The 24,883-nt window shown below is 53.7% G+C and carries 21 protein-coding genes, 1 tRNA gene and 1 other RNA gene; 12 read left to right on the top strand and 11 right to left on the bottom strand.

Annotated features, from left to right (window positions below):
- Positions 1-168 precede the first annotated feature (168 nt).
- Both G9Q38_RS13795 and G9Q38_RS13790 read left to right on the top strand, forming a co-directional pair.
- Entirely contained in the window at positions 169-936 is a 768-nt protein-coding gene (locus G9Q38_RS13795; RefSeq protein ID WP_166132050.1) for a crotonase/enoyl-CoA hydratase family protein, read from the top strand.
- Positions 937-969: 33 nt separating this feature from the next.
- On the top strand, positions 970-2,493 hold the full coding sequence (locus G9Q38_RS13790; protein WP_166132048.1) for a fumarate hydratase: 1,524 nt from the start codon (positions 970-972) through the stop codon (positions 2,491-2,493).
- 21 nt (positions 2,494-2,514) lie between these two features.
- Here G9Q38_RS13790 and folK read toward each other — a convergent pair whose 3' ends face one another.
- The 4 genes from folK to hda are packed head-to-tail and all read right to left on the bottom strand — an operon-like array spanning position 2,515 to position 5,771.
- Complete coding sequence (folK, locus tag G9Q38_RS13785; protein ID WP_166132046.1) at positions 2,515-2,988, bottom strand: 2-amino-4-hydroxy-6-hydroxymethyldihydropteridine diphosphokinase; 474 nt, start codon at positions 2,986-2,988, stop codon at positions 2,515-2,517.
- 6 nt (positions 2,989-2,994) lie between these two features.
- Positions 2,995-4,353, bottom strand: coding sequence for a polynucleotide adenylyltransferase PcnB (gene pcnB, locus G9Q38_RS13780; protein ID WP_166132044.1), 1,359 nt, complete (start codon positions 4,351-4,353; stop codon positions 2,995-2,997).
- A 10-nt stretch (positions 4,354-4,363) separates the two neighbouring features.
- Complete coding sequence (locus G9Q38_RS13775; protein WP_166132042.1) at positions 4,364-5,065, bottom strand: HAD family hydrolase; 702 nt, start codon at positions 5,063-5,065, stop codon at positions 4,364-4,366.
- Positions 5,058-5,771: a DnaA regulatory inactivator Hda gene (gene hda / locus G9Q38_RS13770; RefSeq protein ID WP_166132428.1), complete on the bottom strand. Its 714-nt coding sequence runs from the start codon at positions 5,769-5,771 to the stop codon at positions 5,058-5,060. The genes G9Q38_RS13775 and hda overlap by 8 nt, the downstream gene beginning before the upstream one ends.
- 92 nt (positions 5,772-5,863) lie before the next feature.
- On the opposite strand from hda, the gene purM reads away from it, so the two are divergent.
- Positions 5,864-6,913: a phosphoribosylformylglycinamidine cyclo-ligase gene (gene purM, locus G9Q38_RS13765; protein WP_166132040.1), complete on the top strand. Its 1,050-nt coding sequence runs from the start codon at positions 5,864-5,866 to the stop codon at positions 6,911-6,913.
- Here purM and miaA read toward each other — a convergent pair.
- The 4 genes from miaA to tsaE are packed head-to-tail and all read right to left on the bottom strand — an operon-like array spanning position 6,910 to position 11,553.
- Positions 6,910-7,860: a tRNA (adenosine(37)-N6)-dimethylallyltransferase MiaA gene (gene miaA / locus G9Q38_RS13760; RefSeq protein WP_166132038.1), complete on the bottom strand. Its 951-nt coding sequence runs from the start codon at positions 7,858-7,860 to the stop codon at positions 6,910-6,912. The genes purM and miaA overlap by 4 nt on opposite strands.
- On the bottom strand, positions 7,857-9,689 hold the full coding sequence (gene mutL, locus G9Q38_RS13755) for a DNA mismatch repair endonuclease MutL (protein WP_166132036.1): 1,833 nt from the start codon (positions 9,687-9,689) through the stop codon (positions 7,857-7,859). Before mutL ends, miaA begins: the two co-directional genes overlap by 4 nt.
- 11 nt (positions 9,690-9,700) lie before the next feature.
- Complete coding sequence (locus tag G9Q38_RS13750; protein ID WP_166132034.1) at positions 9,701-11,068, bottom strand: N-acetylmuramoyl-L-alanine amidase; 1,368 nt, start codon at positions 11,066-11,068, stop codon at positions 9,701-9,703.
- Positions 10,999-11,553, bottom strand: coding sequence for a tRNA (adenosine(37)-N6)-threonylcarbamoyltransferase complex ATPase subunit type 1 TsaE (gene tsaE / locus G9Q38_RS13745; RefSeq protein ID WP_166132032.1), 555 nt, complete (start codon positions 11,551-11,553; stop codon positions 10,999-11,001). Before tsaE ends, G9Q38_RS13750 begins: the two co-directional genes overlap by 70 nt.
- 31 nt (positions 11,554-11,584) lie before the next feature.
- Between tsaE and G9Q38_RS13740 the strand changes: the two genes are divergently transcribed.
- The 6 genes from G9Q38_RS13740 to G9Q38_RS13715 all read left to right on the top strand — a co-directional run bounded on the left by G9Q38_RS13740 (position 11,585) and on the right by G9Q38_RS13715 (position 15,150).
- Positions 11,585-11,809, top strand: coding sequence for a hypothetical protein (locus G9Q38_RS13740; RefSeq protein WP_166132022.1), 225 nt, complete (start codon positions 11,585-11,587; stop codon positions 11,807-11,809).
- Positions 11,796-11,870, top strand: a tRNA-Arg gene (locus G9Q38_RS13735). Before G9Q38_RS13740 ends, G9Q38_RS13735 begins: the two co-directional genes overlap by 14 nt.
- 67 nt (positions 11,871-11,937) lie before the next feature.
- A complete protein-coding gene (locus G9Q38_RS13730) occupies positions 11,938-12,912 on the top strand; it encodes a quinone oxidoreductase family protein (RefSeq protein ID WP_166132020.1) in 975 nt (324 codons plus the stop codon).
- An 18-nt stretch (positions 12,913-12,930) separates the two neighbouring features.
- Positions 12,931-13,737: an HpcH/HpaI aldolase family protein gene (locus G9Q38_RS13725; protein WP_205962304.1), complete on the top strand. Its 807-nt coding sequence runs from the start codon at positions 12,931-12,933 to the stop codon at positions 13,735-13,737.
- A 189-nt stretch (positions 13,738-13,926) separates the two neighbouring features.
- On the top strand, positions 13,927-14,625 hold the full coding sequence (locus G9Q38_RS13720) for a carbonic anhydrase (protein ID WP_228276138.1): 699 nt from the start codon (positions 13,927-13,929) through the stop codon (positions 14,623-14,625).
- 30 nt (positions 14,626-14,655) lie between these two features.
- Positions 14,656-15,150, top strand: coding sequence for a DUF2165 family protein (locus tag G9Q38_RS13715; protein WP_166132425.1), 495 nt, complete (start codon positions 14,656-14,658; stop codon positions 15,148-15,150).
- A gap of 15 nt (positions 15,151-15,165) precedes the next feature.
- Here G9Q38_RS13715 and G9Q38_RS13710 read toward each other — a convergent pair whose 3' ends face one another.
- From G9Q38_RS13710 to xerD, 3 genes are read right to left on the bottom strand one after another with little or no spacing between them, the layout of a single operon-like run.
- Complete coding sequence (locus tag G9Q38_RS13710) at positions 15,166-16,065, bottom strand: cation diffusion facilitator family transporter (protein WP_166132018.1); 900 nt, start codon at positions 16,063-16,065, stop codon at positions 15,166-15,168.
- Positions 16,066-16,075: 10 nt separating this feature from the next.
- On the bottom strand, positions 16,076-17,662 hold the full coding sequence (locus tag G9Q38_RS13705) for a sensor domain-containing diguanylate cyclase (RefSeq protein WP_166132016.1): 1,587 nt from the start codon (positions 17,660-17,662) through the stop codon (positions 16,076-16,078).
- Positions 17,663-17,695: 33 nt separating this feature from the next.
- Positions 17,696-18,622, bottom strand: coding sequence for a site-specific tyrosine recombinase XerD (gene xerD / locus G9Q38_RS13700; protein ID WP_166132014.1), 927 nt, complete (start codon positions 18,620-18,622; stop codon positions 17,696-17,698).
- Positions 18,623-18,692: 70 nt separating this feature from the next.
- Between xerD and G9Q38_RS13695 the strand changes: the two genes are divergently transcribed.
- The 3 genes from G9Q38_RS13695 (at position 18,693) to ffs (ending at position 24,877) form a co-directional block, all read left to right on the top strand.
- Positions 18,693-21,395 carry a PD-(D/E)XK nuclease family protein gene (locus tag G9Q38_RS13695; RefSeq protein WP_166132012.1) on the top strand — a complete coding sequence of 901 codons (2,703 nt, stop codon included), beginning with the start codon at positions 18,693-18,695 and terminating at the stop codon, positions 21,393-21,395.
- On the top strand, positions 21,395-24,769 hold the full coding sequence (locus G9Q38_RS13690; protein ID WP_166132010.1) for a UvrD-helicase domain-containing protein: 3,375 nt from the start codon (positions 21,395-21,397) through the stop codon (positions 24,767-24,769). The genes G9Q38_RS13695 and G9Q38_RS13690 overlap by 1 nt, the downstream gene beginning before the upstream one ends.
- Before the next feature lie 10 nt (positions 24,770-24,779).
- Positions 24,780-24,877: signal recognition particle sRNA small type (gene ffs, locus G9Q38_RS13685), an RNA gene on the top strand.
- Positions 24,878-24,883: the final 6 nt, after the last annotated feature.

Below are 24,883 nucleotides of genomic sequence, written 5' to 3'. Positions count from 1 at the left end.
AGCGCTTTAACGCGAAATGGCCGCAAAGTGTGAGATTTTAACGTGCTTCGTCAAAAAGCTTTATTTGCCGGTTATGGGTCGATTTCTATTCGAACGCCGAATCGACGTATGATAACGGGTTACCAGTTATTTTTTACTTTACCTTTCAAGGTGTCAGGAGCTTTTTACATGTCGGATCTCGTGAAGATTGAGGTGGTTGACCGCGTTATGGTGATATCCATCAACCGTCCCGAAGCCCGCAATGCGATCAATTTTGAAACGGCTGTTGAAATGGCGAAAGCGTTCGACGAGCTGGATGCCAACGACAATGTGGTTATTGGTGTACTAACCGGTGCCGGCGGCACGTTTTCATCGGGAATGGATCTGAAGGCATTTGCCAAGACGGGGCAGCGTCCTTTGGTGCCAGGGCGAGGCCTGGGTGGTTTGTGTGAAAAGAGTCCTGAAAAACCGCTGATTGCCGCAGTGGAAGGTTATGCACTGGCAGGGGGGTGTGAGCTTGCCTTGGCTTGTGACCTGATTGTGGCCGCCAATGACGCGAAGTTTGGCTTACCCGAGACGAAGCGTGGGTTGGTGCCCAGTTCAGGCGGCATGCTGCGTTTGCCTCAGCGGATTCCGCACCATATTGCCATGGAAGTCATCTTGACCGGCGAAATGATGTCGGCCGAACGTGCGTATCATTTCGGCATGGTGAATCGTTTGGCTGAATCGGGCAAGGCGGTTGAGGCGGCGCAGGAATTGGGGGCTATGATTGCCGAAAACGGTCCGTTGGCCGTACGTACCGCCAAGAAAATTATTCTGGAGTCGAAGGATTGGCGCCAGGCCGATATGTTTGACTTGCAACGACCTCGTGTGGCCCATATTTTCGCGTCGACCGACGCAAAAGAAGGCGCCACGGCTTTTGCCGAAAAGCGTAAGCCGGTGTGGCAGGGCAAGTAACAGTCATTCACTTTCTTATCCGGACCTTTCATTATGACGACCATTATCAAAGAAGAAGATCTGATCCAGTCGATTGCCGACGCAGTTCAGTTCATCAGTTTTTATCACCCTGCTGATTACATTCAGCATCTTGCCCGTGCATACGAGCGCGAGCAGAATCCCGCGGCAAAAGATGCCATTGCCCAGATTCTTACCAATTCCCGCATGTGCGCGGAAGGGCATCGCCCCATTTGTCAGGATACGGGGATTGTGAACGTATTCCTGAAAATTGGCATGAACGTACGTATTGATGCCAAACGCAGTTTGCAGGACGTTTGCGACGAAGGGGTGCGCCAGGGCTATCTGAACCCCGACAATCCGTTGCGGGCTTCTGTTTTGAATGATCCTTTGTTTACTCGCAAAAATACGCGCGACAACACGCCCTGTATTGTGAATGTCGAGCTGGTTGAAGGCGACAAAGTCGACGTTCAGGTGGCAGCCAAAGGGGGCGGTTCCGAGAACAAATCGAAGTTTGTCATGCTGAACCCAAGCGACTCTTTGGTGGATTGGGTGCTGAAAACCGTGCCACAAATGGGTGCGGGCTGGTGTCCGCCGGGTATGTTGGGTATCGGTGTTGGGGGAACAGCAGAGAAAGCCATGCTCATGGCCAAGCAGTCGCTCATGGATGATATCGACATGTATGATTTGTTGGCGCGTGGCCCACAGAATAAGGTGGAAGAGTTACGTATCGAGCTCTATGAGAAAGTGAATGCGTTGGGTATCGGCGCGCAGGGATTGGGCGGGCTAACCACCGTACTCGACGTTAAAATCAATACCTTCCCCACCCATGCCGCCTCCAAACCCGTTGCGATGATTCCCAACTGTGCCGCGACCCGGCACGTGCACTTCGAACTCGATGGCTCAGGCCCTGCCGAACTGGCCCCGCCAGACCTTTCGTTGTGGCCGGACGTTAACTGGGCGCCCGATTACAACAAATCAACTCAGGTGAATCTCGACACGCTTACCAAGGAAGAAGTTGCGTCCTGGAAGCCTGGGCAAACCTTGTTGTTGTCCGGCAAGATGCTTACCGGCCGTGATGCTGCCCATAAGCGGATTCAGGAAATGCTGGAAAAAGGTGAGCCGTTACCGGTCGATTTCAAGAACCGGGTGATTTATTACGTCGGTCCCGTGGATCCGGTACGTGAAGAGGTGGTGGGGCCGGCGGGCCCCACCACGGCAACGCGCATGGACAAATTCACCGATATGATGCTTGAGAAAACCGGTTTGATTGCCATGATTGGCAAAGCCGAGCGCGGCCCAGTTGCTATTGAGGCGATCAGCAAGCATAAGTCGGCTTATTTAATGGCGGTGGGCGGTTCCGCTTACCTGGTTTCCAAAGCAATACGTGGCGCCCGGGTTGCCGGCTTTGAAGACTTGGGCATGGAAGCCATTTATGAGTTCGAGGTGAAGGATATGCCGGTTACTGTGGCGGTGGATGCCAACGGTACCTCGGTGCATCAAACCGGCCCTAAAGAGTGGCAGGCGCGCATTGCCGAAATAGCCATTTTGCCTGCCTGATACAAGGCCGTTGAACGCGCTTTACGACAGACGTTCGATTTCCTGGTGGCGGCATACCTTAAGCAGCGCCGCCAGGCTGCCTTGATCCAGAACAAGCTCAGGCTCCAGGTCGTGCAAGGGCTGCAGGACGAATGCGCGTAAATGCATGCGGGGGTGTGGCACTGTGAGCACGTCTGTATTCAGTTTGACGCCCTCGTACAGTAGCAGGTCGAGGTCGAGCGTTCGTGGGGCATTTCGATAAGGTCGTTGACGCCCGTAAGCTTGTTCTATGCCTTGTAACAGCGTAAGCAAAGCAGCTGGTTCAAGGCTTGTGTGCAGGCTCGCGACTGCATTAACGTAGTCAGGCCCCTGGGAGTCGACTGGCTTGCTTTTGTATAGCGGGGAAAGCCGGAAGGCGCTAATAAGGGGGTGCTCAGCCAGTTGCAGCGCCGCCCGCTTTAAAGTGTCCAACGATGGCCCAAGATTCGCGCCAAGGCCTATAAAAGCGCGTTTCATAAATGGTTAGTGTTGTTCCGGCGGCGCTTTTCGGCGCGGCCGCCGGCGGCGTCTGGTAGACGATTTGCCTGTTCCTGGTCCTCCGCTGCGTTTTTCACGTTGGCGCTCTTCAATCATGGTGGCGCGCTTGTCGTTATCGGCGTTGGCCAGGTCCATCCACCATTGCGCATCAACGCTGTCGACTTCATGGGCTTCGGCACGTAATTGCAGGAAGTCGACGGCTGCTCTCAGCCGCGGGTGTTCCAGCAGGCGCCAGATTGTGCGGGGAGTTGCCCGTTCAAAACGGGGTTGCATGAACCAGATTTCACGCATGTCGGTTTGAAAACGGCGTTGGATAGCCAGGTTGGAAGCCTGATTGTTAATGACCGTGTCGGCGGCCTCAACCAGGGCCTGTACACGAGGCAGCCCTTCTTTCTGGTTGATATCCCATTGATTTTTCACCAGTTTCCATAACAGAGCGGCGAACAGAAACCCCGGGCTGATGGTTTTTCCGGTTCGCACTCGTGCGTCGGTGCGATCGAGCGCCAGTTCCAGAAAGCGGAAATGATCGGGGTTATTGAAAAGGGTATCGATGAAGGGCAGCAGATGTTGATGCAACCCAAGTGCTTCCAATTGCTTCAGGCAGTCGATTGCATGGCCGCACGTTAAAAGTTTGATGACTTCATCGAAAAGCCGGGAACTGGGCACGTTGGAAATGAGGTGAGCCATGGGTTTGATCGGGGCTAACGTTGCCGGGTCGATCGTTGCATTCAGTTTGGCGGCGAAGCGCACAGCGCGGAGCATGCGCACCGGATCTTCCCGGTAGCGCGTTTCAGGGTTGCCAATGATGCGCACCGTTCTTTTTTTCAGGTCGGTGACGCCGCGGTGGTAGTCGATGACTTCTTCGCGAATCGGGTCGTAGTAGAGCGCGTTAAGGGTAAAGTCGCGGCGCACGGCGTCTTCTTCATTGGTGCCGAATTGATTGTCGCGCAAGATACGTCCATGTTCATCGGTTTCATGGCCATTTGAGGCGGGGGCCCGGAACGTGGAGGTTTCAATAATTTCCTGGCCGAAAACAACGTGAACGAGTTGAAAGCGTCGGCCAATAATGCGCGCTCTGCGAAAGAGGGGCCGGATTTGAGCCGGCGTGGCATTGGTTGCCACGTCGAAATCTTTTGGTTCCAGCCCGACGATAAGATCGCGAACGGCGCCGCCAACGATATAAGCCTCAAACCCTGCCTGCTGCAGAACTTCACATACTTTGACGGCATGTCGGGAAACGTGACGCCGGTCAATACCGTGTTTCTCACGGGTAAAGCGTTCGGGCCCGCGCCCGCCGCCGCTTAACAGGCGTCCAACGAATGTTTTTATTGTTTCAGTGAGCATGGGCGTTATTTTAGGACTTTGCGTCCTGCATGTCCTTGAAAATATCCAGAATGCGCCATCCCCGGGTCTGGGCTATTTCTTTTAGCGCAGGGCTGGGGTTGGTTGCGATGGGGTGTGTGACAACCTCCAACAGGGGTAAGTCGTTGGGAGAGTCGCTGTAGAAATAGGAGGTTTCGAAGCCTGACAGGTCGAGTCCCTGCTGCTGCAACCAGTCGTTGACGCGAACCACCTTACCCTCTTTGAAACTGGGGACACCCGCAATGCGGCCAGTGTAACGGCCTTGAGTATATTCAGGTACGGTGGCGATCAGATGCGGGATGCCGAATGCACGGGCAATCGGCTCCGTGACAAACTGATTTGTTGCCGTCACGATGGCGCATAAGTCGCCTTGCTGCAGGTGCTGGTTCACCAGTTCAAGCGCAACCGGGTGAATGTTGGGGCGAATGACTTCATGCATGAATTGTTCATGCCAGTGGGCAAGGTCGTGGGTGTTGGCGCGTGCCAGCAGGCCCAGCATGAATTCGGCGGCCTGTTCGGCGGTGAGATCGCCCGCGTTGTATCGCTCCATGAGATCTTCGTTGCGGCGGCGGGCTTCTTCAGGGTTGCCCGCGCGCCCAGTGCGCGCCAAGTAGTCGGCCCACTGATAGTCGCTGTCTAGTGGCAACAGCGTGTGGTCTAAATCGAAAAGGGCAAGTCGTTTGGGTTCAGTCATGTTGCTGTCGTGCGAGCATGGGTTCGCGTTGCGCCAAAAATTCGCGTAAAAGCGGTAGCGTAATGCCGCGCTGTTTTTCCAGCGAATAATGGTCCAGGTTGTTAATCAGTGTAATAAGCCGGCTCATGTCACGAGTGTAATGTGTTAGCAACCAACTCACGACTTCAGGTGCCAGTTGCAAACCTCGTTCGCGTGCCTGGTTGTTCAGGGCTTGTGCCCGGTCTTGGTCGGATAAGTGTTCCAGCCGGAAGACCAGGTCCCAACCCAGACGGGTGCGCAGATCTTCCCGGATCGGCATTGCCTGGGGTGAAAATGATCCTGAAACAATAAGTGCAAAAGCGTTGGTGCTGGCAGCCGATGCACGCCATAGATTGTACAGGGCGAATAGCTGCCCCTGTGTCTCGTCGTCCAGATGATTCACATCGTCGACCGCCACGAGTTTCGGAAAGGTAATTTCGTCATTCAGAATACGCTCAAGAAGCGATTGAGCGTTGCTCGGATGTACATAAATGGCATCGGTGATTGCACCGCATTGGGCTTGTAATAGATGGCTTCGGCCGGCGCCGTCGGGACCCCAAAGGTAAACCGTCCGGCCATTGCCGCAGTGCTTGACTGCGTCTACGGCGGCTGCATTTCGCCCCACAATGAAATTGTCGAGAGTGGGCGGTGGCGCCGGGATCAGATCAAGAATCAGTTGTTGCGTCATTGAGCGTAAAAATGGCGGCGGTAAAAAGCGTAAAATGCGCATGACGGGTCAAAGCCCAAGACGCAATTCTTACATATCCCACGGTTTTTCTCATGACAAACAAAGTTTCCCATTCCCTGACATATCGTGATGCGGGTGTTGATATCGATGCAGGCGACGCACTGGTTGATCGGATTAAGCCTTTGGCGGCTCGTACCATGCGCCCAGGCGTAATGGCAGGTATTGGGGGGTTTGGCGCATTGTTCGAGGTGCCTAAGCACCTGAAGGAACCCGTGCTGGTTTCAGGTACTGACGGCGTGGGTACCAAGCTGCGGCTTGCCTTTGAGTGGAATCGACACGACACGGTCGGTATCGACTTGGTGGCCATGAGTGTGAATGATATTTTGGTTCAGGGGGCCGAGCCACTTTATTTTCTGGACTATTTTGCCTGCGGAAAATTATCGGTTGATACCGCTGCAGCGGTGGTTGGTGGTATTGCGCGTGGTTGTGAACTGGCCGGCTGCGCCCTCATAGGCGGGGAAACCGCTGAAATGCCGGGTATGTATCCTGATGGCGAATACGATTTGGCGGGCTTTGCAGTTGGTGCAGTGGAAAAATCGGAAATTATCGATGGCAAGTCGATTCGGCCGGGCGACGTTGTTTTAGGGCTTGCATCCAGCGGTGCCCATTCCAATGGCTATTCCTTGCTTCGCAAAATTATTGAAACAACTGGAGCCAAACCAACCGATGATTTCCACGGCCGGCCTTTGGTCGATGTCGTGATGGCGCCTACGCGCATTTATGTGAAATCTGCGCTTGCAGCCATTAAAAAGCATGCGTCCGCAGTAAAAGGGTTGGCACATATTACCGGCGGCGGCCTGCTGGATAATGTTCCGCGTATTCTTCAAGCGGGCTTGGCTGCGCGATTGCATCGCGAGGCGTGGGAAATGCCTGCGCTGTTCCGCTGGTTGCAGGAGGGTGGTCGGGTTGCCGACGATGAAATGTATCGTGTTTTCAATTGTGGTATCGGCATGGTTGTGGTGGTCGCGGCCGATCAGGCCCATGCTGTTGAAGCGACGCTCAACGAGAACGGTGAGCAGGTTTTCCGTTTGGGTGAAATTATTGAACGCGCACCGGAACAACCTCAAACCGTTGTTGTTTAACGGGGTGGTGCATTCCAGTATTGTGGGACGATATCCCGTATTTGGTCGGTGGTGTCGGGCGAGAGGCAATCGACAATATGCCGGTCGGGCTGGGCGCGCAACCATGTAAGCTGGCGTTTGGCCAATTGCCGTGTAGCGGCGATGGCCTGTTCAATAGCCGTTGGCAGGTCAACCTCTCCTTTCAGGTAAGCCCAGATTTGTCGATAGCCCACACATCGTATAGATGGCATCGACTCACTCAGGTCGCCTCGGTTGAACAGGGCTTCCACTTCCGCCACCAGACCGCTTTCGACCATAGCGTGATAGCGCGTTGCAATACGTTCATGCAACACTGCCCTGTCGGAGGGCTCAAGGCTGATGGTGACGTAGTGCCATGGTTTTTCCTGGTTCGGGCGTTGTTCTGCCAACAATTGCGACATGGGTTTGCCGGTAATGCGGTAAATCTCCAGGGCGCGTTGGATTCGTTGGCTGTCGTTGGGGGCCAAACGCTGCGCGGTAAGGGGGTCAACATCCTGTAATTGGGCATGCATGGCGGGCCAGCCTGATACCGCTGCTTCGTTTTCCAGTTCGCGTCGTATACCGGGGTTGGCAGACGGGAGGTTATTCAGGCCTTCGCGCAAGGCCTTGTAGTACATCATCGTTCCGCCGCATAGTAAGGGAATGCGATTACGTGAATGAATGTCGTCTATTAATCTTAAGGTGTCAGTACAGAACTTTGCTGCGGAATACGTTTCCGATGGGTCGCGGATATCAAGCAGATGATGAGGTACGGTGCGTCGCTCCGCGGGGCCGGGTTTGGCCGTGCCGATGTCCATCTGTCGATAAATGGTGGCTGAGTCGACATTGATTATTTCAATAGGCCAATATTGGGCCAGCGCCAATGTTGCGGCACTCTTCCCGGAGGCGGTGGGGCCGGCCAGGCACACGATGAAACGGTGATGATTCATTGGCCGCGCATGAAAAGTTTGTCGATTTCCGGCAGGCTCCAGTACAACCATGTGGGACGCCCATGGTTGCATTGGTCTGCACGTTCAGTTTGCTCCATTTTACGCAGTAATGCATTCATCTCGTCGAGGGTCAAACGCCGGTTGGCTCTTACCGACCCATGGCAGGCCATGGTGGAAAGCAGTTGGTTTCTTTGCTCGAGCAATTGACGCGAACTGCCGACTTGGGCCAAATCGCGTAAAACATTTTTTGCCAGCGCTTCAATATCGCCTTTGGCCAGCAGGCCGGGCACCGACCGGACAACCAGGCTGTTTGGACCGCCGGGACGCAGCGTCAGGCCTAGTTCGGCTAAATGTTCGTCAAACTCTTCGGCCAGGGCGATTTCTTTTTCGCTGGCTTGAAAAACGACGGGAACAAGCAGTTCCTGCCGGGGCAGGTCGCGCGCATCAAGGGCGTGTTTCAGCTGCTCGTATACCACGCGTTCGTGCGCCGCGTGCATGTCTACAATAATCAGGCCCGTTTGTGTTTGCGCCAATATATAGATGCCATGTAGTTGCGCGATCGCCATACCAAGTGGGTGGGTTTCGGACGTTTGTATTGCCGGTTCAGAAGAATAAGGTATTTGGGCCGAGGAAGGCGTTGCGCCGGTATTGGGGAGTGGCTCATAAAGCCTTTGCCAGGAAGCGGAGTTAGGTGGGCTGCCGTGGCGAGGGGGCAAGCCTAAACTATGCTGGGCCGTGGCATATTGCTGTGCCACGGCAGCTTGCTGCGTTCCGGCACTGTCATGGGGATGGGGCGCCGGCGCCCCGTGCTGCGATTTGGGGAAAGCTGATGCATCGGTTGGGCGTGTTTGGGCCAGTACCTGGTCCAGGGTACGCGCCACAAACTGATGGACTGCGCCACTTTCCCGGAAGCGTACTTCGCTTTTTGCCGGGTGAACATTGACGTCGACCGCACTGGGTGCAATGTCCAGAAACAAGACAAAGCCGGGTTGACGGTCGCCATGCAATACATCTGCGTATGCTTGGCGCACCGCGTGTGAAACGGTTCTATCGCGCACGAAGCGATTATTCACGTAAAGATACTGCTTGTCGGCACGTGGTCGCGCAAAGGTGGGCTTGGTGATTAAACCGCGTAAGTTGATGACGCCATGCTGTTGGTCTACATGTAACCCTTGTGCAACTATTTCTGTTCCCAGCACATCCAGAATCCGTTGCGGCAAGTCTGATGAGCGCCAGTTTCTTTGAGGTTTGTCGTTGTGAAAGAGACGGAAGCTGACAGCCGGATGGGCCAGTGCAATCCGTTCCAGAGCCTCAACACAATGGCCGTACTCCGTTGCTTCAGTACGTAAAAATTTACGTCGGGCTGGGACTGTCTCGAATAGCTGACGCACATCTACGCTGGTGCCTTGCCCGCCGGAGGCGGCGATAGGTTCCGATGCATTTGCCTGGAGTTGCCAGGCATGGGGCGCGTCGGGCGTGCGTGATGTGATGGTAAGACGTGCTACCGAGGCTATTGATGCCAAGGCTTCGCCACGGAAACCCATTGATGCGACTTCCTCGAGTTCTTCGAGACTGCGAATTTTGCTGGTGGCGTGGCGCGTAAGCGCCAAAGGCAATTCATTTTGAGGAATGCCCGAGCCATTGTCACTGACCAAGATGCGACGGATACCGCCACCTTCAAGACGAATTTCAATGCCGGTCGCGCCGGCATCAATGGCATTTTCCAGAAGCTCTTTGAGGACGGAAGACGGCCGCTCAATAACCTCGCCGGCGGCGATTTGGCTAATGAGCGGATCGGGAAGGGGGGTAATTGAACGGCGCTGCAGCATACTAGGGCAAATTATGCCCTACGTGCCAGCCCCGGGCTAGTGGAAAAATAATCATTAATGCCGGTTAGCATGGCGCGTGCCAGTTTTTCCTGATGCGAGGCGCTACGTAACAACCGTTCTTCATGAGGATTACTGATAAAAGCGGTTTCCACCAGAATGGATGGAATATCGGGGGCTTTGAGGACGGCAAAGCCCGCCCGCTCTACATGTTTTTTGTGCAAACGGTTTATTTTTCCGATTTCCCCAAGTACACGGCCACCCACTTTAACGGAGTCGTTGATTTGGGCCGCGGTCGACATATCGAGCAGCACTTTCATGACATGTTGGTTATTGGTATTGACATTGATACCGCCAATCAGGTCGGCTTCGTTCTGGCTTTTCGCCAACCAACGTGCCGCCGCACTTGACGCCCCTTTTTGCGACAGCACGAAGACGGATGAGCCCCGGGCGGAGGGTTTAATCCAGGCGTCCGCATGAATGGACACAAACAGATCCGCTTTAATGCGCCTTGCTTTTTGAACCCGTACTTGTAATGGGACAAAATAATCGCGGTCGCGGGTCAGATAGGCCTGCATCCCCGGTTGTGCATCAATGAGCTTCTTCAATCGTTTGGCGATCCCCAGCACAATATTTTTTTCATATGTGCCTGAGGGACCGACGGCGCCGGGATCTTCGCCACCGTGCCCCGGGTCCAATGCAACCAAAATCGGCCGGTTGGGTTTGCTGGGGGCCGGGTCGCGAGGGCTGGGTTCAGGCCGGATTTCCGGCATAGGTTTCTTTTGGGCGATAGGGGGTAACTGTTGACCCTCAACGGAAGGAATGGGCGCATCGCTGCCTTGTGCGAGGTTTTCCAGTACTTCGGCCAGCGGGTCATTATCGTCTTGGGATTTGGCTAGCGCCATTAAAGGATCTTGCGCCACGCGCGGGTACAGATCAAGAACCAGACGATATTTGTATTCGCCAATTGGCTTAAGTGTAAAGACTTGTGGCGCAATAGGCTGTTTCAGGTCCATGACCAACCGAACGACATTGGGGCGATTCTGGCCCACCCGCACACTGGCGATATAGGGGTCGTTTGGTTTGACTTTTGAAACCAGCTCGTTGATCGTTTGGCTCATTGTCAGACCTTCGATATCGACAACCAGCCGGTGTGGGCCTTCCAGCGTGAAGTGTTCGGCTTTAAGCTCGCTATCCATCTCCAGCGTAACGCGTGTGTATTCGTCGGCCGGCCAAGTACGTACGGCAAGAATCGTGGCGGCTTTTGCAACCCGCGGTATGACGGGCAATAAAAATAAGGTGGTGGCCGCCGCTACGAATCGCCGGCGGGCGAATCTTTCGGGCTTGATGCTGGGCCCGGTGGGGTGATTTTGCTCAGCCATGATTGTCCTTTATTGCTATAGGCGGTAATTCTCGCGATGCGTCCGTGGTCGGCGTATTCCAGGCTTATGTCGACGTCAGGAAGGGGTAAAAGGCCTCCGGCTTGTTCAGGCCATTCAATTAAAACGACGGCATTTTCCTGAAGAATGTCGCGAAACCCGGCATCAATCCATTCCCTTGGGTCGCTAAATCTATAAAAATCAAGATGATAGAAGTATAAGTTAGAAACTTTATAAGATTCAAGTAAAGCATAGCTTGGACTTTTAATTCGTCCGGTAACGCCACAAGCCCTTAAAAACGCCCGTACGAAGCAGGTTTTGCCTGCGCCAAGGTCTCCACGCAAGTAAATGTGACCACCTGATACCGGGGTTTTTTGGGTGGGATCGGATTTCGTCAAGAGGGGGGCGAACTGTCTTGCTAATGCTTCGGTTTCGTCTTCGTCGTTCAAAAAAATGCTAATTTTGTCTAAAACTGGCTTATCTTCCATCTTCTTTTGTCCTGAGAATGGGGTGCGGATAATGGCTGGATGTGAGCGAATCGGTTATGAGACTGCGGCTCATGAATTTTTTGATCTGTCCGGGGCTTTATGGTTAGAGCATTTTGGCGTGGTTGCTCGCGTGGCCTCAATCGGCAAAACTATCGTTAATACTAAGAAAAAAAAACAACATATTATTCAAAAAACCTTGCGCGCAGACGTTTGGGCAACTTGTTACAATGCGTGGGCGCGACGCCCCTGTAGTTAAATGGATATAACGTTCCCCTCCTAAGGGAATATTACAGGTTCGATTCCTGTCGGGGGCGCCAGTCTGTCAAATCAAGCGCTGATTCTCAACACTGCTGATTCTCAACACCGTTACTAATTGAGGCGAACATGTCCAAGGCAATCCAAATTTTCGACAATGGCGGGCCCGAAGTGATGCAGTTTGTCGATGTGGATGTTCCTGTCCCCGCTGCTGGTGAGATCACGGTTCGTCATGAAAGTATCGGGTTGAATTTTATCGACGTTTATTACCGAACCGGCTTGTACAAGCAAGCCTTGCCGGCGGGCCTGGGTATGGAGGCGGCGGGTGTTGTTGAGGCTGTGGGCGAGGGCGTAACACATGTTGCGGTGGGTGACCGCGTTGCCTACGCTTGCCTGCCCCCCGGAGCCTATGCAGAACGGCGCACAATGCCGGCTGAGTATGTACTTAAACTGCCCGCTTCAATCGAGTTCGATACAGCGGCTGCGATGATGCTTCAAGGCTTAACCGTGCAGTATTTGTTTCGCCAAACATTCGTGCTTCAGGGTGGAGACACGATTTTGTTCCATGCCGCCGCCGGCGGGGTGGGGTTGATTGCCTGCCAGTGGGCCCGCGCTCTGGGCGTGACCATGATCGGTACCGTTGGGTCCGATGAAAAAGCGGCACTGGCACGCAAGTATGGTTGCACGCATACGATTAATTACAAAACTGAAAATATCGTTGAGCGTGTCAAGGAGATCACCGATGGCAAAGGGGTTCCTGTTGTTTACGACTCAGTCGGTAAAGATACGTTCTACGATTCACTCGATTGTCTTGCGCCTTTGGGCATGATGGTTAGCTTTGGCAATGCATCAGGGCCCGTGCCGCCATTCAGCCTTAGCGAACTGGCTTCCCGTGGTTCATTGTTCGTGACGCGGCCTACTTTGTTTTCGTACGCCAGAACACGCGAACGGCTCGAGCGAATGGCTGCTGATTTATTCGACGTGCTGGAAACCGGCAAGGTCGCACCGATGATTAGCGCACGCTATTCGCTGTCAGATGTTGCGTCGGCCCATGCAGACCTGGAAAGCCGTGCGACCACTGGTTCGATTCTCCTGAAACCCTGATTGGTACAAAGAGACGTGATGACCGATATGCAGATGCGCGCTGCGCAGGAAAACCCTTTTAAGCATTGGCTTGCGCAAAACCGGATCACACTTGGTTTCTGGAATGCACTGGCTAACCCTTTGTTGGCAGAAATTGTGGCTGAGCATCCCGGGTTCGAGTGGATGTTGTTCGACACCGAGCACGCACCGAATGATATTCAGTCGCTCATTGCCCAACTGCAGGCCATACGTTTTTCGGGCAAGCCTGCGGTAGGGCGCCCGGTTCATAACCATCCTGCCGAGATCAAGCGTTTGCTGGATATCGGCTTTCGCAATTTGCTGATTCCTAACGTTCAGTCGGTTGAAGAGGCGAAACAGGCCGTCGCGTCAACCCGTTATCCTCCCGAAGGGTTTCGTGGCGTTTCAGCGTATCACCGTAATAACAGTTACGGGCGCGTGACGGATTATTTTCAGTTTATTAATCAATCTATCGGGGTCGTCGTTCAAATAGAGTCGGCCCAAGCCGTTGAGCGCCTTGAGCAGATTGCCGCCGTTGAGGGTGTGGATGCTTTATTTGTCGGGCCGGGAGATCTGGCGGCCGACCTGGGATTTCTTGGGCAGATCAGGCATCCTGAAGTGCAGGCGGTGTTGCAGGAGATTGGTCGGCGTGCAAAAGATTGCGGTATTGCTTTGGGCATCACCTCACATGGTATTGACGATGTGGAACGTTACGTTAACTGGGGCTATCGCTTTTTCACAATGAGCAGTGATGTCGTCTTGTTTCGGCAGGCGGTTGCACAGCTTTCCGACCTTGCCGTTGCGTTTAGTGCCAGGAAGGACAAATAGAAATGCTTGTGTTTGTAAAGAAACCGTCGCACAATTTGATGCACGCGTAGGTGGCGCCAGCCACATAGGGCCGCCGGGGTTACGCTTCCATTCCAATTTAAAAGGGGAAGCATCATGTGTGTACGTTGTGACATTTCAGAAACTCCGCAGTCGCCTGTACCCGAACAGTCAGCTCACATAGCAAAAAATGTGTCCCGACGGACCGCATTATTTGCAATGGCCGGGTTGGCTGCAGCGCCTTTTGTGTCTAGTCAGGCCCAGGCAGCGTCCGATCCCCCACGACCCGAAAATCAGTTAACGCCCGATGCGGCGCTTGATCGCCTGATGCGTGGCAACGAACGTTATGTGAACGGTGAAACGACAACCAAAGACTTCGCGTCAACACGCGCGGCATTGGCGCAAGGCCAAAATCCTTATGCGTGTTTGTTAAGTTGCGCCGACTCTCGCGTGGGCCCTGAGTTTTGCTTCGATGAGTCTCGCGGAGATTTGTTTGTAACGCGCGTTGCCGGTAATTACGTCACGATGGATATTCTGGCGAGTCTGGAGTATGGGGTGGGAGTTTTGAAGGCACCGCTGATTATGGTGCTGGGCCATACGCAATGCGGTGCCATAGGCGCTGCAATCGACGCGTACGATAATCACACTGATTACCCGGGACATATTCAAAGTATTACAACTGAACTCGCGCCGGCGGTGGCGGCGGTCAAGGGAAAGAAACCGGAACCCTCCGCGTTAATGCACGATGTGACAATCCAGAACATTCGCATGAATATGGCCAAACTGGCCTCTTCTACGCCCATGTTAAGGCGTGCCGTAGAGGCGGGGCAATTGAAAGTGGTAGGCGGGTTGTATCAATTGAAAACCGGCCGGGTCGAGTTGATTACCTGATTTATTGGTTTTTAAAAGGGAGGGAGTATGCTGGCTGTGCGAGTATCAAAAGTTGTTTTGGTTGCCGCAATGGCGCTATTTGCAACACTGGTGGCGTTCGGTAACATAACCGACTACGGCAGTAACTTTGCTTTTGTTCAGCATGTCTTAATGATGGACACCATTTTTCCCAATGCTACGATTCATTATCGGGCCATTGAGTCCCCCTTCTTGCATCATGCAGCGTATATTTTGATTATTGTGGCCGAGGCGCTCGTTGCCATTCTATGTTGGCTGGGCGCCTATCGATTACTGCTTAAGGCGCGTGCCCCCGCGGCTGACTTTAACCGTGCTAAACCCATTGCAGTTTGGGGGTTGCTGCTTGGTTTTCTGGTTTGGCAGGTAGGGTTTATGTCGATTGGCGGTGAGTGGTTTGGTATGTGGATGTCCGACCAATGGAATGGCGTACCCGACGCGTTTCGTTTTTTCGTGACTATTCTTTTGGTATTGATTTACCTGGTTCAAACCGATCGCGATGAGGCCTGACTGGGCGGGCCATTTTTACAGGCCGGTATCCCGGCAATCTTCCTGAGACAGTTCAATTTCGATGGTCGTGTGTGAAAGGCTGAATTGCGCCAGTGCGATTTTCAGGTCTGCCTTTATATTTTGATAGTCGGATATCGATGTGTCGGCGTGCACTACAACATGGGCGGTCAGCACATGTTTTTCGCCATCAAGAGACCAAAGGTGAAGGTGATGCACTGCCTGTGTGCCGGGCAGGCTAAGCAGGGTCTGGCGAACATCGTGCAGTAGTTGCGTATCGGGAACCGCCTGAAAAAACAGTTTGGCGGTTGACCACAGCATTCGGGCAACGTTGACCAGAATGAATAAGGTAAAGGCAATCGATAGCAGCGGGTCGAGAATGGGCCAATGGAAAAAATGCAACACGATTGAAAGTATCAACACCGCGCACCAACCCAGTACATCTTCAATTAAATGCCAGTTGAGTACCCGTTCGTTCAGCGTGTTGCCTTTACTGAGGCGGTAGGCGGCATATCCATTCACACAAACGCCCAGTATTGCCAGCAAGAACATGCCTTCTGTAACCGGCATAATTGGGTTGTTTAGGCGGTTGAAGGCTTCGCTCAGTACCCAGGCCGATCCGGCAAGCAAAATGAGACCGTTTAAAGCGGCGCCGAACAAGGACAGTCGCCGATAACCGTAGGTGAATGTGTAGTTTGCTGATCTTCGTCCCAGGCGTTGCAAAACCCATGCCGTACCAATTGACAAACTATCGCCCAGATCGTGGACGGCATCCGCCATAATTGCAGTGCTTTGGGTGAGCATGCCGCCAATGAACTCAATAATAGAAAAGAGCAAATTCAGAAAAAAAGCGAGCGCGATACGTTTTTCTGACGACTGCTCGGGCGCGTGATGATGGTGGTGGTGATGGCCGTGCATAAGTTACTTTCTATGAGGAATAATCGGCGTTGACGCGATTGCGCCCAGCTTCTTTTGCTTTATACAATGCTTTGTCTGCTTGTTTAAGTGCGTTGTCGATGGATTCGTGTGAGTCGGGGGACCAGCGTGTAACACCTAAAGAAAGCGTTAAACGAAGGCATCCGGGAATGTTGTCCTGACTTGCGACGAATGCTCTTAACCTTTCGGCGGCCTGTATTGTTTGGTCAAGGGTGACGTCGGGTAAAAGCATCAAGAACTCTTCGCCGCCGTTACGACATAGGATGTCCTCTTGCCTAGAGTGTTTTTTCATAACATCGGCGAGATACTTAAGCACTTGATCGCCCGCGTTATGGCCGTACGTGTCGTTTACTTGTTTGAAATGGTCGATATCAATTGCGATCAGGCCAAAGGCATGTTCGTTTTGCGCCAGTATATTAACGGCATCTGCCAAGCCTCGCCTGTTTAGCAGGCCAGTTAGAGGATCTGTTTGTGCCGTTTCGTTGAGCTTGTCAATTTGGTGGTGGAACGAGGCCTGACTTTGCATTAAGGCGCGCTTTAGCTGGCGCGCTTCGAAATACCATGACCTGATTGAGTGCAACGAGTGGTTTTGGTTGGTGGTGTGCAGCTCACGTGCACGAATCGCCAGTTCTGTTAAGGGTTTGGCGATCAGCCTTGACACCCACCAGGCGAGAATCAGGATTGCTAATGCGGGAAAACTCGTATCAAGAATTAAGTCGAGCATGTTTGAAGTCAAGGGTTCCGTGAGGTGCTCTGTGGGACTTTGTGCAACGACCCCCCAGCCTGTGGCCGCAACGGGAGCATACCCGGCAAGCATGTCTCGACCTTGACTGTTGATAACGCGCTGAGAGCCTGTAAGCCCGTGTAATACCAGGTCGATCACTTTGTTCTCACCCACAATACTTCCCACACGTTCGCGCGCCGGATGATAGAGCAAACGTCGCTGTTCATCAACAGCGTATACGTAAGAGGTGTCGCTGTAATAGTGGTGCCCCAAAATGCCATCCAAACTATTCGCTTGCCCCAGATAAATGGCGCCACTCACAAAGCCGAGATAGTTGCCTTGGGGGTCGAAAATGGGTTGCGATACCGCGATGGTGAGTTGGCCGTTGCGGTTATGGTAAGGCGGACTAATGGTGGGCGCCTTACGGTTTAAGGCAAGTTTTACGCCCGCGCTATTCAAAGGGATGCCGGTTATGCCCGAACGGCCGGTATAGCCGGCTTTAAGATTGCCTGTGTTGTCGATGACGCCTGTTGCACTGAAATCGTTGGTTTGGCGATAGAGTCGCTCAACCTCTTCGGTTTGTGTTTGGCGATTAAATTGTTGTCCGAGTCTCTTGGCACTGACATTCAACTGTTGTAATGCATTTGCCAGGAAGCGGTCCGTACTCTGCGCGATTTTGGTGGCATAAGCATGATTGAGCTCAAGCCGGCTCTCCAGCAGAATTATCTGCTGGCGTTGATAGCTGGCAATGAAGGTGTTAATCATCATGACCAAGCCTGTAACGATCGTCAGGAAAACAATAAGTCGACCGAGGTTGAGGATGGGCAGTTTGATCTTGAATGGGTTTTTCTTCATGACGGGTGCAGAGTTTAACAACCCCGATTTGCGTTACGCCCTTGGGTGATGTTGGGCGTGGAGCGATTTCAATCTTTCTCTGGCTACATGCGTATAGATTTGCGTTGTTGAAATGTCGGCATGCCCAAGCAACATTTGAACGACGCGCAGATCGGCACCATGGTTCAATAAGTGAGTTGCAAAAGCATGCCGTAAAACGTGGGGCGACAGCGGGGTGTGAATAGCCGCCAGCGTGGCATATTTTTTTATAATGAGCCAGAAAGCCTGGCGTGTCATGGCCCCGCCACGTTGGGTGACGAATAAGGCGTCGCTTCTTCTTACTCCAAGCAAGGCAGGCCTTGACTGTGTGCAGTAATCGTTGAGCCAGTGTTGCGCTTCTGCTCCCAGGGGAACCAGCCGGTCTTTTCCGCCTTTGCCCATGACAACTCTTACAACCCCTGCGTTCAGATCGATTTCAAGTAGTTTTAAACTAACCAGTTCGCTCACTCGCAGTCCTGTTGCATAAAGTGTTTCCAGCATAGCGCGATCACGTAAGCCCAGATCGCTTTGCGTGTTTGGCGCCTCCAGCAGCGCCTCCACCTGTTCCATCGTAAGCGTTTTTGGGAAGCGCGACGGCTGCTTTGCAGACTTTAGGTTCAGGCAAGGATCAACGCTAATCCGTTGTTGGCGCCGGGCCCAAAGATAATATTTTTTTAACGCGGCAAGGCGTCGGTTTGCGGTTGTTGCACGCGAGTTGGGGTGAAGATGGGCAAACCAGGCTTGAATATCTGCCGTTTGGGCATGGTCAATGTCGTACTTGCGGGTTTCTTCCAACCAGTGCGCAAAGGCGGTAATATCGCGGCGATAAGCCGACAACGTGTTGTCGGCCAAGCCGTCCTCAAGCCATACCGCATCAAGAAATGCATGAATGGCAGGGTTCGAGAGCGGGTTCGGGTGGGCTGTTTTTTTCGATACGACCATATTGTCCTGCTGGTTTCAGTGCTTGAAGTGCGGCACAGTACACTCAACGTTTATGGTTAATGGCATGGCAATGAGCACCACTGTAACGGAATCCACTCACTTTGACCCCATTTCGTATGAGGGATTGCTAACATTCGATAGCCGAACTACGACAGTGCTGACTGTTAATAACCGCTATGCCAGGCGAATTGTCAGTGATTTGTCGTCGTTGTTGGGGGTGTCACGACAGGTTGTTGCTTTGCCGGCTATTTTGCCATGGTCGTCGTGGGTTCGACAGATGTCAGATCAAAGGGCATTTGCGCCCGAGGCGAATATGCCTTCGTATGTGCTTGATCATTTTGGCGCCGGCCTTGTCTGGAAGCAGGCCATCGAACATGTCGAGCGTGATGCGCCACTTCTGGATGTTCAATCGGCGGTGCGTCTGGCAATTGAGGCGGATCGATTGATGGACGAGTGGGCGTTAAGCGTGCCCACGTTGCACGAAACACCCGACTATCAACGGTTTCGGGCCTGGCGTGAGCGATACCGGGCTTTGTTAATGGATCTTGGCGCAGAGGATGCGAACCTGGCTTTTGAAGGTGTATGCGAAGCATTTGAGTCTGGACGTTTGCCCTGTGCGGGGCAAATCGTGCTGGCCGGGTTTAGTGAGATCAGCCCAAGAATGGCGCGCTTGCTTGATTGCCTGGTTGCAGCGGGTTGCCATATTTATCGTTTGAAAAATGATCGTGTGCCTGCTCAGAACCGCACTCGTGTCTTGGCCGGTGATGCTATTGAGGAATGGGAAGCGGCCGTACGTTGGGCGCACGAGCGGTTGCGGCATTCTCCCGAGCAACGCGTAGCGATTGTGAACCCAAATTTGGAGCAGGATGCCGTGCTGGCGCATCGTCTGTTGGCACGAACACTTCAGGAGCCTGGTGAGTCGGCTCCCCTGGCTTTTAATATCGCTGTGGCCCGTCCGTTGATGGAGTGGCCTTTGGTTCGGGCCGCAATCCATTGGTTGGATGTTATTGGGGCCGTTTTGCGTGATCGTGCCGTTTCTCCTTCTGTCGCGGGGGCGGCGCTATTGGCCGGTGGTTGCGCTGCGCACGCGCAGGAAGCAGGAAAGAGGGCAGCTCTTGACGCTGTCTGGCGCCGCAATCGCGTGGTGAATATCAGTTTGCCCGAGTTTTCCCAATATTTGGCTGATGTGACACCTGTGTTGCATGAGTCGTGGGTTGCCACAATGAATGTATGTACCCAGGCGCCTCATCGTCAGGGCGCGGTGGCGTGGGCTCAAACTATAAGGGAGTGGTTAACGACGTTGGGCTTTCCTGGGGTGGAAACGCTCGATAGTGACACTTTTCAATCGTTGGAAGCCTTCGATCGCGTATTAACGCAATTTGCGCGTCAGGTTGCGTTGTTGGGTTCTATTGGTGTGACGGAAGCCATCGCCATCCTGCGTCGATTGTTGCGTGAAACACTTTTCCAACCGCAACGTGATCCGACATCCAGGCTTGATGTACTTGGCTTGCTGGAAGCTGAGGGCGGCCATTGGGATGCACTATGGGTAATGGGGCTAACCGATAATGTTTTGCCGGCGGCGCCTCGACCCAATCCCTTAATACCGGCTGCTGTTTTGAAAGCGGCGCAAGCGCCACGAGCAACGCCCGAGAGGGAATTGCAGTGGGCGCAAGGGATTTTTGAGGATTTGGTTTGCTGCGCGCCCGATGTGGTCGTGAGCCACGCTTTGCATGAAGGTGAAAGCGAGCTACGTCCCAGCCCATTTATTGCGGGTTGGCCCATGCAATCCATTGTGTCTTCGGCGCAGGCTGAAGCCGTTGAGTTCGCTTCAGATGCAGCCATTGAAATGGAGGTGTTGATTGACAATCAGGGGCCTGCATTGTTGCCGCAAGAGCGGATTAGAGGCGGGGTGCAGGTGCTGGATGATCATGCGCGAAACCCGTTGTGGGCTTTTGTAAAGTACCGTTTGCATGCTCGTCAGCTAACCGACTATGCCGAGCCGGGAGAGTCGAACGCCCGTGGCATTTTTTTGCACGGCGTCATGGAGAGGGTGTGGCGACATTTGCAAAGCCAGGATAAATTGCACGAGTCGGTTGAGCAAGGCCGGGTGAGCGCAATAGTACATCTTTGCGCGGATGAAGCAGCGCAGCTTGCTTTGTCGGATTACAGTGAACGTTTGCGCCAATTGGAGGTGGCGCGCGCCTGTGCAGTGGTTGAAAAATGGCTCGACGTTGAACAAAAACGGCCGCCGTTCTCGGTTTATGAGTTGGAGCGCCGACATGTATGGCAATACAAACATCTTGAGCTTGGCATGCAGATTGATCGAATTGACCAGTTGGCAGATGGTCGATGGCTGGTTATTGACTATAAGTCGGGCAATGGTTCTGTTGATCCCAGGTCCTCGTGGACCCGTTCGCGCCCGGTCGATTTGCAACTTCCCTTGTATGCGGCATTATTACAGCAAGCGTACGCGCAGTCTAAGGATGAGACTGTAGCTGCGCTGGTATTGGCAAAGTTGCATGCGCGCGGCAATGAAACAAGGGGCTTGTCCGACATCGATTGCTTTCCTGGGGTGGCGGCGGTGGAAAAGTGGACGTGGCCTGAAGCAACGGGCAAAACGTGGGAGCAGGTTCTGGTCGATTGGCGTCGGGCTATTTCGATGCTTGCTGATGAGTTTATTTCAGGTGTGGCGGACAACCGTGTTTGGTCGGAACAGGATTTGCAGTATTGCGATGTCAAACCGTTCTTGCGACGTTTTGAAGGAGGGCTGTGATGGCTTCGCAAATGACTGATGCATTGGTGCGCCAACGCGCTTTGAATCCGGAAGAGTCGTTCTTGGTTCAGGCACCGGCCGGCTCAGGCAAAACCGAGCTTTTAACTGACCGGATATTGGCTTTGCTGGGGGTGGTTGAGCGGCCGGAAGAAATTGTGGCGATTACGTTTACGCGCAAGGCAGCTGCAGAAATGCATGCTCGCGTTCTGGGTAAACTTCAGGCCGCGTCGGGTCCCGAACCGCAAGCGGAACATGCTCGCTTGAGTTGGCGGCTGGCCCGTCAGGCAATGGCCCGGAATGACGAAAAGGGTTGGAAGCTTTTACAGTATCCCGCCCGACTCTGTATTCGTACGATTGATGCGTTTTGCGCCTCGCTTGTTCGATCCATGCCCTGGATGAGCGAACTGGGCGGCATGCCTTCACTGTGTGACGATGCCGGTGCGCATTATGAAGCCGCGGCCCGCAACACACTTGACATGATTGATGACTATGAACCCGTTGCCCAATTGGTTGCGCATCTTGATGTTGATTTACGAGCCGCCAGGAGTTTGATTGCACGCATGCTGGCAACGCGTGATCAGTGGCTACCCTTGTTCGAGTCGGGTGCGGATCCAGATCTTTTGCAAGCGCATTTGCGCGAGGCGATTGAAGAAGATCTTGCTTATTTGCAGCAAAGCATGCCCGCTGGTTGGGCAACCCAATTGGCAGGCCCGCTGGCCGAAGCCTCCAGAAACAGGGTTGAGCAAGGGGAGCAGGCGTTTGAGGCGTTGGCCACATGGGATGGGGTACCTTTTGGCGCCGATATCGGGTCTTTGCCTCAGTGGCAGGCACTGGCTGATTTCCTGCTGACCAATAAGGAAGAGTTGCGAAAACGTCTGGATAAACGCCAAGGGTTCCCACCGGGGAGCAATGCCAAAACCGTTTTACAGGGATGGCTCGATGCATTTGACAATAGCAACCCCTGGGTGAGTGCATTAGCCGACATTCGGCAGGCGCCTTTGGGGTATACGCATCACCACCTCACGACGCTCCTGACCTTGTTTGATGTTCTACGGCTGGCTCACGCCCAGTTACTTGTGCAGTTTTCTCAGCACAGCGAGGTGGATTTCATTGAAATTTCGCAGCGTGCACTGCATGCTTTGGGACATCCCGATGCGCCCTCTGATCTGCTTTTAACGCTGGATGCGTCTATTTCCCACTTGCTCGTTGATGAATTTCAGGATACCAGTGAAACGCAGATCCGCTTGCTACAAAAACTGACCTCGGGATGGCAGCCGGGTGAGGGTCGAACGTTGTTTCTGGTAGGTGATCCAATGCAATCGATTTACCGCTTCCGCAAGGCGGAAGTTGGCTGGTTCTTGCGAGTTCAACGTGAAGGCCTGGGTGATATCCCGCTTGTTTCTTTGCAATTGAGCACGAATTTTCGGTCTCAGGAAACGGTGGTGGAATGGGTGAACGAGGTATTCAAACCTTTGTTTCCCCAGGTTGCGCACGCCGGCTTGGGCGCAATTCCTTATACCGAGTCGTCGGCTTTTCATGCGCAATTGGATGGCCTGGGGGTGCATGTGCATGCCGTTGTGACGGGGAGCAAAGACGGAGCACCCTCTGAACGTTCAACATCTGCGACACAGAAAACATTATCGCTGGTTCAGGAAGCGTTGGCGCGCAGGCCGGAAAGTGGACATCCCGTGGCGATTCTGGTGCGAGCGCGGGCGCATCTTCAAGATGTCGTTAACGAGCTATACCGGCATGGTGTTCCGTGTCGTGCCGTTGAGCTTGTCTCTCTGAAATCACGTCCGGTTGTGAATGATCTGGTTCAGTTGGCCCGGGCACTGGCTCACCCCGGCGACCGTTTGGCCTGGTTATCGATTTTGCGTTCACCGGTTTGTGGATTGCGGCTTGATACGCTGCATGCTTTGTTTGGTGAATATCCCCATAAGGCAGTGCCCGATATTCTTTCTTCTTGCTTTGATGACAGCTTTCTCGACGGGCTCGGTATCAAGGAAGACGAAGCCTTGCGTGTGCGTCACGCATGCGCGGTTCTGCTGGATCAGCAAAATCGTTCGGGCCGCATGCCTTTCGCTGCGTGGCTGGAGGCATGTTGGCGACGGCTCGGAGGTGAAAAAGTTTATTCTCAGGAAGCAGATCGTGCAGATGCACAAAGCCTTTTGCAGTTGGTGGAACGTTTGGCACCGTACGGTGGCTTGAACCCCGTTGAGTTGGAACAACAGATCGAACGGCTTTATGCGGCCCCACGAAGTACTGAAGGCGCTGCAGTTGAGGTGATGACGATTCATAAGTCCAAGGGGTTGCAGTTCGACACCGTTATCCTGATGGGGTTGCATCAGGGAATCAGGCGGGATGAAACGCCGTTGATGCGTGTCGAGATGGCTGAAGGGCGTGTCTTGCTGGGCCCGATTCAGCAGCGTAGTGCGGGTAGTGTTGATTCGTTGGCAGAGTATCTGGGACGCAGGGAAAGAAAGCGCGCCGATTACGAAATTGACCGATTGTTATATGTTGCTGTAACACGTGCCCGTGAGGCTTTGCATTTGATCGTCGATGTGGATGTTGATGATGAAGGGGCTGTAAAACCCCCGACACCAAATAGTTTGTTGGGGCGCCTGTGGCCCGCTATTGAGGCCGCCACGGTATCGCAGGTTCAAACTGAAAATCATTCTTCAGAGCGCGCTGATGCGAACGTCGGATCGTCGCGCAATGGGGCTCCACCCCCGGAGACCTGGTCTGCACTCGCGCGCTTGCCTAGGGCATCCCTTACCCCTGCACGGCCGGCAATTGCACCTGTTTCCGCCTCGTTGCAATTTGGCGCTCGTGACGCCTGGACTCAGGCGAATCAAGATGAGGCCATTGCCGGTATTGTTGCTCACGGCTGGCTGGAGCAAATTGGGAAACAGGGAGAGCAGGTGTGGCGCGACCGATCCGAATCGGAGCGAGAACAGGTTGTTCAGCGTCAGTTATTGCGTGCCGGCTTGTTTGATCATCGGGTACCCGAGGCAATACAGGTCGTATGCGAAACAATTGAGTGCACATTGCGTAGCGAACGAGGTCGCTGGTTGCTTGGTTTGGCCGATGCATATCGTGAGTGGGCGTTGCTTGACACGGACGGCCGTGTTTCAGTGATTGATTTGGCCGTACATAATGAAGCAGGGTGGTTGGTGGTGGATTACAAAACAGGTTGCCCCGTGCCCGGCGAATCTACCCAGGGATTCGTTGCACGAATGCGGTCACGGTACACAGACCAAATGGCGCGGTACCGGCAGTCGGTTGCCGCGCTTGATGGGCGTCCGGTGCAAACGGCGCTCTACTTTCCGCGAGCCGACATCTGGATTTCCGATAGTGAATCAGATTCCTGTTAAACTTTCGCTTGGCGGGCCCCTTCGCATGGTTCGGCGGCAAACCTGGTCAGGTCGGGAACGAAGCAGCCATAGTCGTTTAGAACCAGTGCCGAAGTCAGGCTCGCCTTCTTCATT

Source organism: Pusillimonas sp. DMV24BSW_D, from assembly GCF_011388195.1.
In the GTDB taxonomy this organism is placed as follows: domain Bacteria; phylum Pseudomonadota; class Gammaproteobacteria; order Burkholderiales; family Burkholderiaceae_B; genus Neopusillimonas; species Neopusillimonas aestuarii.
Note: the sequence above shows the minus strand (reverse complement) of the source record. Positions and strands in the feature narration are given on the sequence as shown.

What these genes read in the sequence shown, in the direction of transcription:
- G9Q38_RS13795 (WP_166132050.1), top strand. Translation starts at nt 169, where the DNA reads ATGTCGGATCTCGTGAAGATTGAGGTGGTTGACCGCGTTATGGTGATA.
- G9Q38_RS13730 (WP_166132020.1), top strand. Translation starts at nt 11,938, where the DNA reads ATGTCCAAGGCAATCCAAATTTTCGACAATGGCGGGCCCGAAGTGATG.
- G9Q38_RS13740 (WP_166132022.1), top strand. Translation starts at nt 11,585, where the DNA reads ATGGCTGGATGTGAGCGAATCGGTTATGAGACTGCGGCTCATGAATTT.
- G9Q38_RS13695 (WP_166132012.1), top strand. Translation starts at nt 18,693, where the DNA reads ATGAGCACCACTGTAACGGAATCCACTCACTTTGACCCCATTTCGTAT.
- folK (WP_166132046.1), bottom strand. Translation starts at nt 2,988, where the DNA reads ATGAAACGCGCTTTTATAGGCCTTGGCGCGAATCTTGGGCCATCGTTG.
- hda (WP_166132428.1), bottom strand. Translation starts at nt 5,771, where the DNA reads ATGACGCAACAACTGATTCTTGATCTGATCCCGGCGCCACCGCCCACT.
- pcnB (WP_166132044.1), bottom strand. Translation starts at nt 4,353, where the DNA reads ATGCTCACTGAAACAATAAAAACATTCGTTGGACGCCTGTTAAGCGGC.
- tsaE (WP_166132032.1), bottom strand. Translation starts at nt 11,553, where the DNA reads ATGGAAGATAAGCCAGTTTTAGACAAAATTAGCATTTTTTTGAACGAC.
- G9Q38_RS13705 (WP_166132016.1), bottom strand. Translation starts at nt 17,662, where the DNA reads ATGAAGAAAAACCCATTCAAGATCAAACTGCCCATCCTCAACCTCGGT.
- G9Q38_RS13790 (WP_166132048.1), top strand. Translation starts at nt 970, where the DNA reads ATGACGACCATTATCAAAGAAGAAGATCTGATCCAGTCGATTGCCGAC.
- mutL (WP_166132036.1), bottom strand. Translation starts at nt 9,689, where the DNA reads ATGCTGCAGCGCCGTTCAATTACCCCCCTTCCCGATCCGCTCATTAGC.
- G9Q38_RS13775 (WP_166132042.1), bottom strand. Translation starts at nt 5,065, where the DNA reads ATGACTGAACCCAAACGACTTGCCCTTTTCGATTTAGACCACACGCTG.
- G9Q38_RS13750 (WP_166132034.1), bottom strand. Translation starts at nt 11,068, where the DNA reads ATGGCTGAGCAAAATCACCCCACCGGGCCCAGCATCAAGCCCGAAAGA.
- G9Q38_RS13725 (WP_205962304.1), top strand. Translation starts at nt 12,931, where the DNA reads ATGACCGATATGCAGATGCGCGCTGCGCAGGAAAACCCTTTTAAGCAT.
- G9Q38_RS13710 (WP_166132018.1), bottom strand. Translation starts at nt 16,065, where the DNA reads ATGCACGGCCATCACCACCACCATCATCACGCGCCCGAGCAGTCGTCA.
- miaA (WP_166132038.1), bottom strand. Translation starts at nt 7,860, where the DNA reads ATGAATCATCACCGTTTCATCGTGTGCCTGGCCGGCCCCACCGCCTCC.
- xerD (WP_166132014.1), bottom strand. Translation starts at nt 18,622, where the DNA reads ATGGTCGTATCGAAAAAAACAGCCCACCCGAACCCGCTCTCGAACCCT.
- purM (WP_166132040.1), top strand. Translation starts at nt 5,864, where the DNA reads ATGACAAACAAAGTTTCCCATTCCCTGACATATCGTGATGCGGGTGTT.
- G9Q38_RS13690 (WP_166132010.1), top strand. Translation starts at nt 21,395, where the DNA reads ATGGCTTCGCAAATGACTGATGCATTGGTGCGCCAACGCGCTTTGAAT.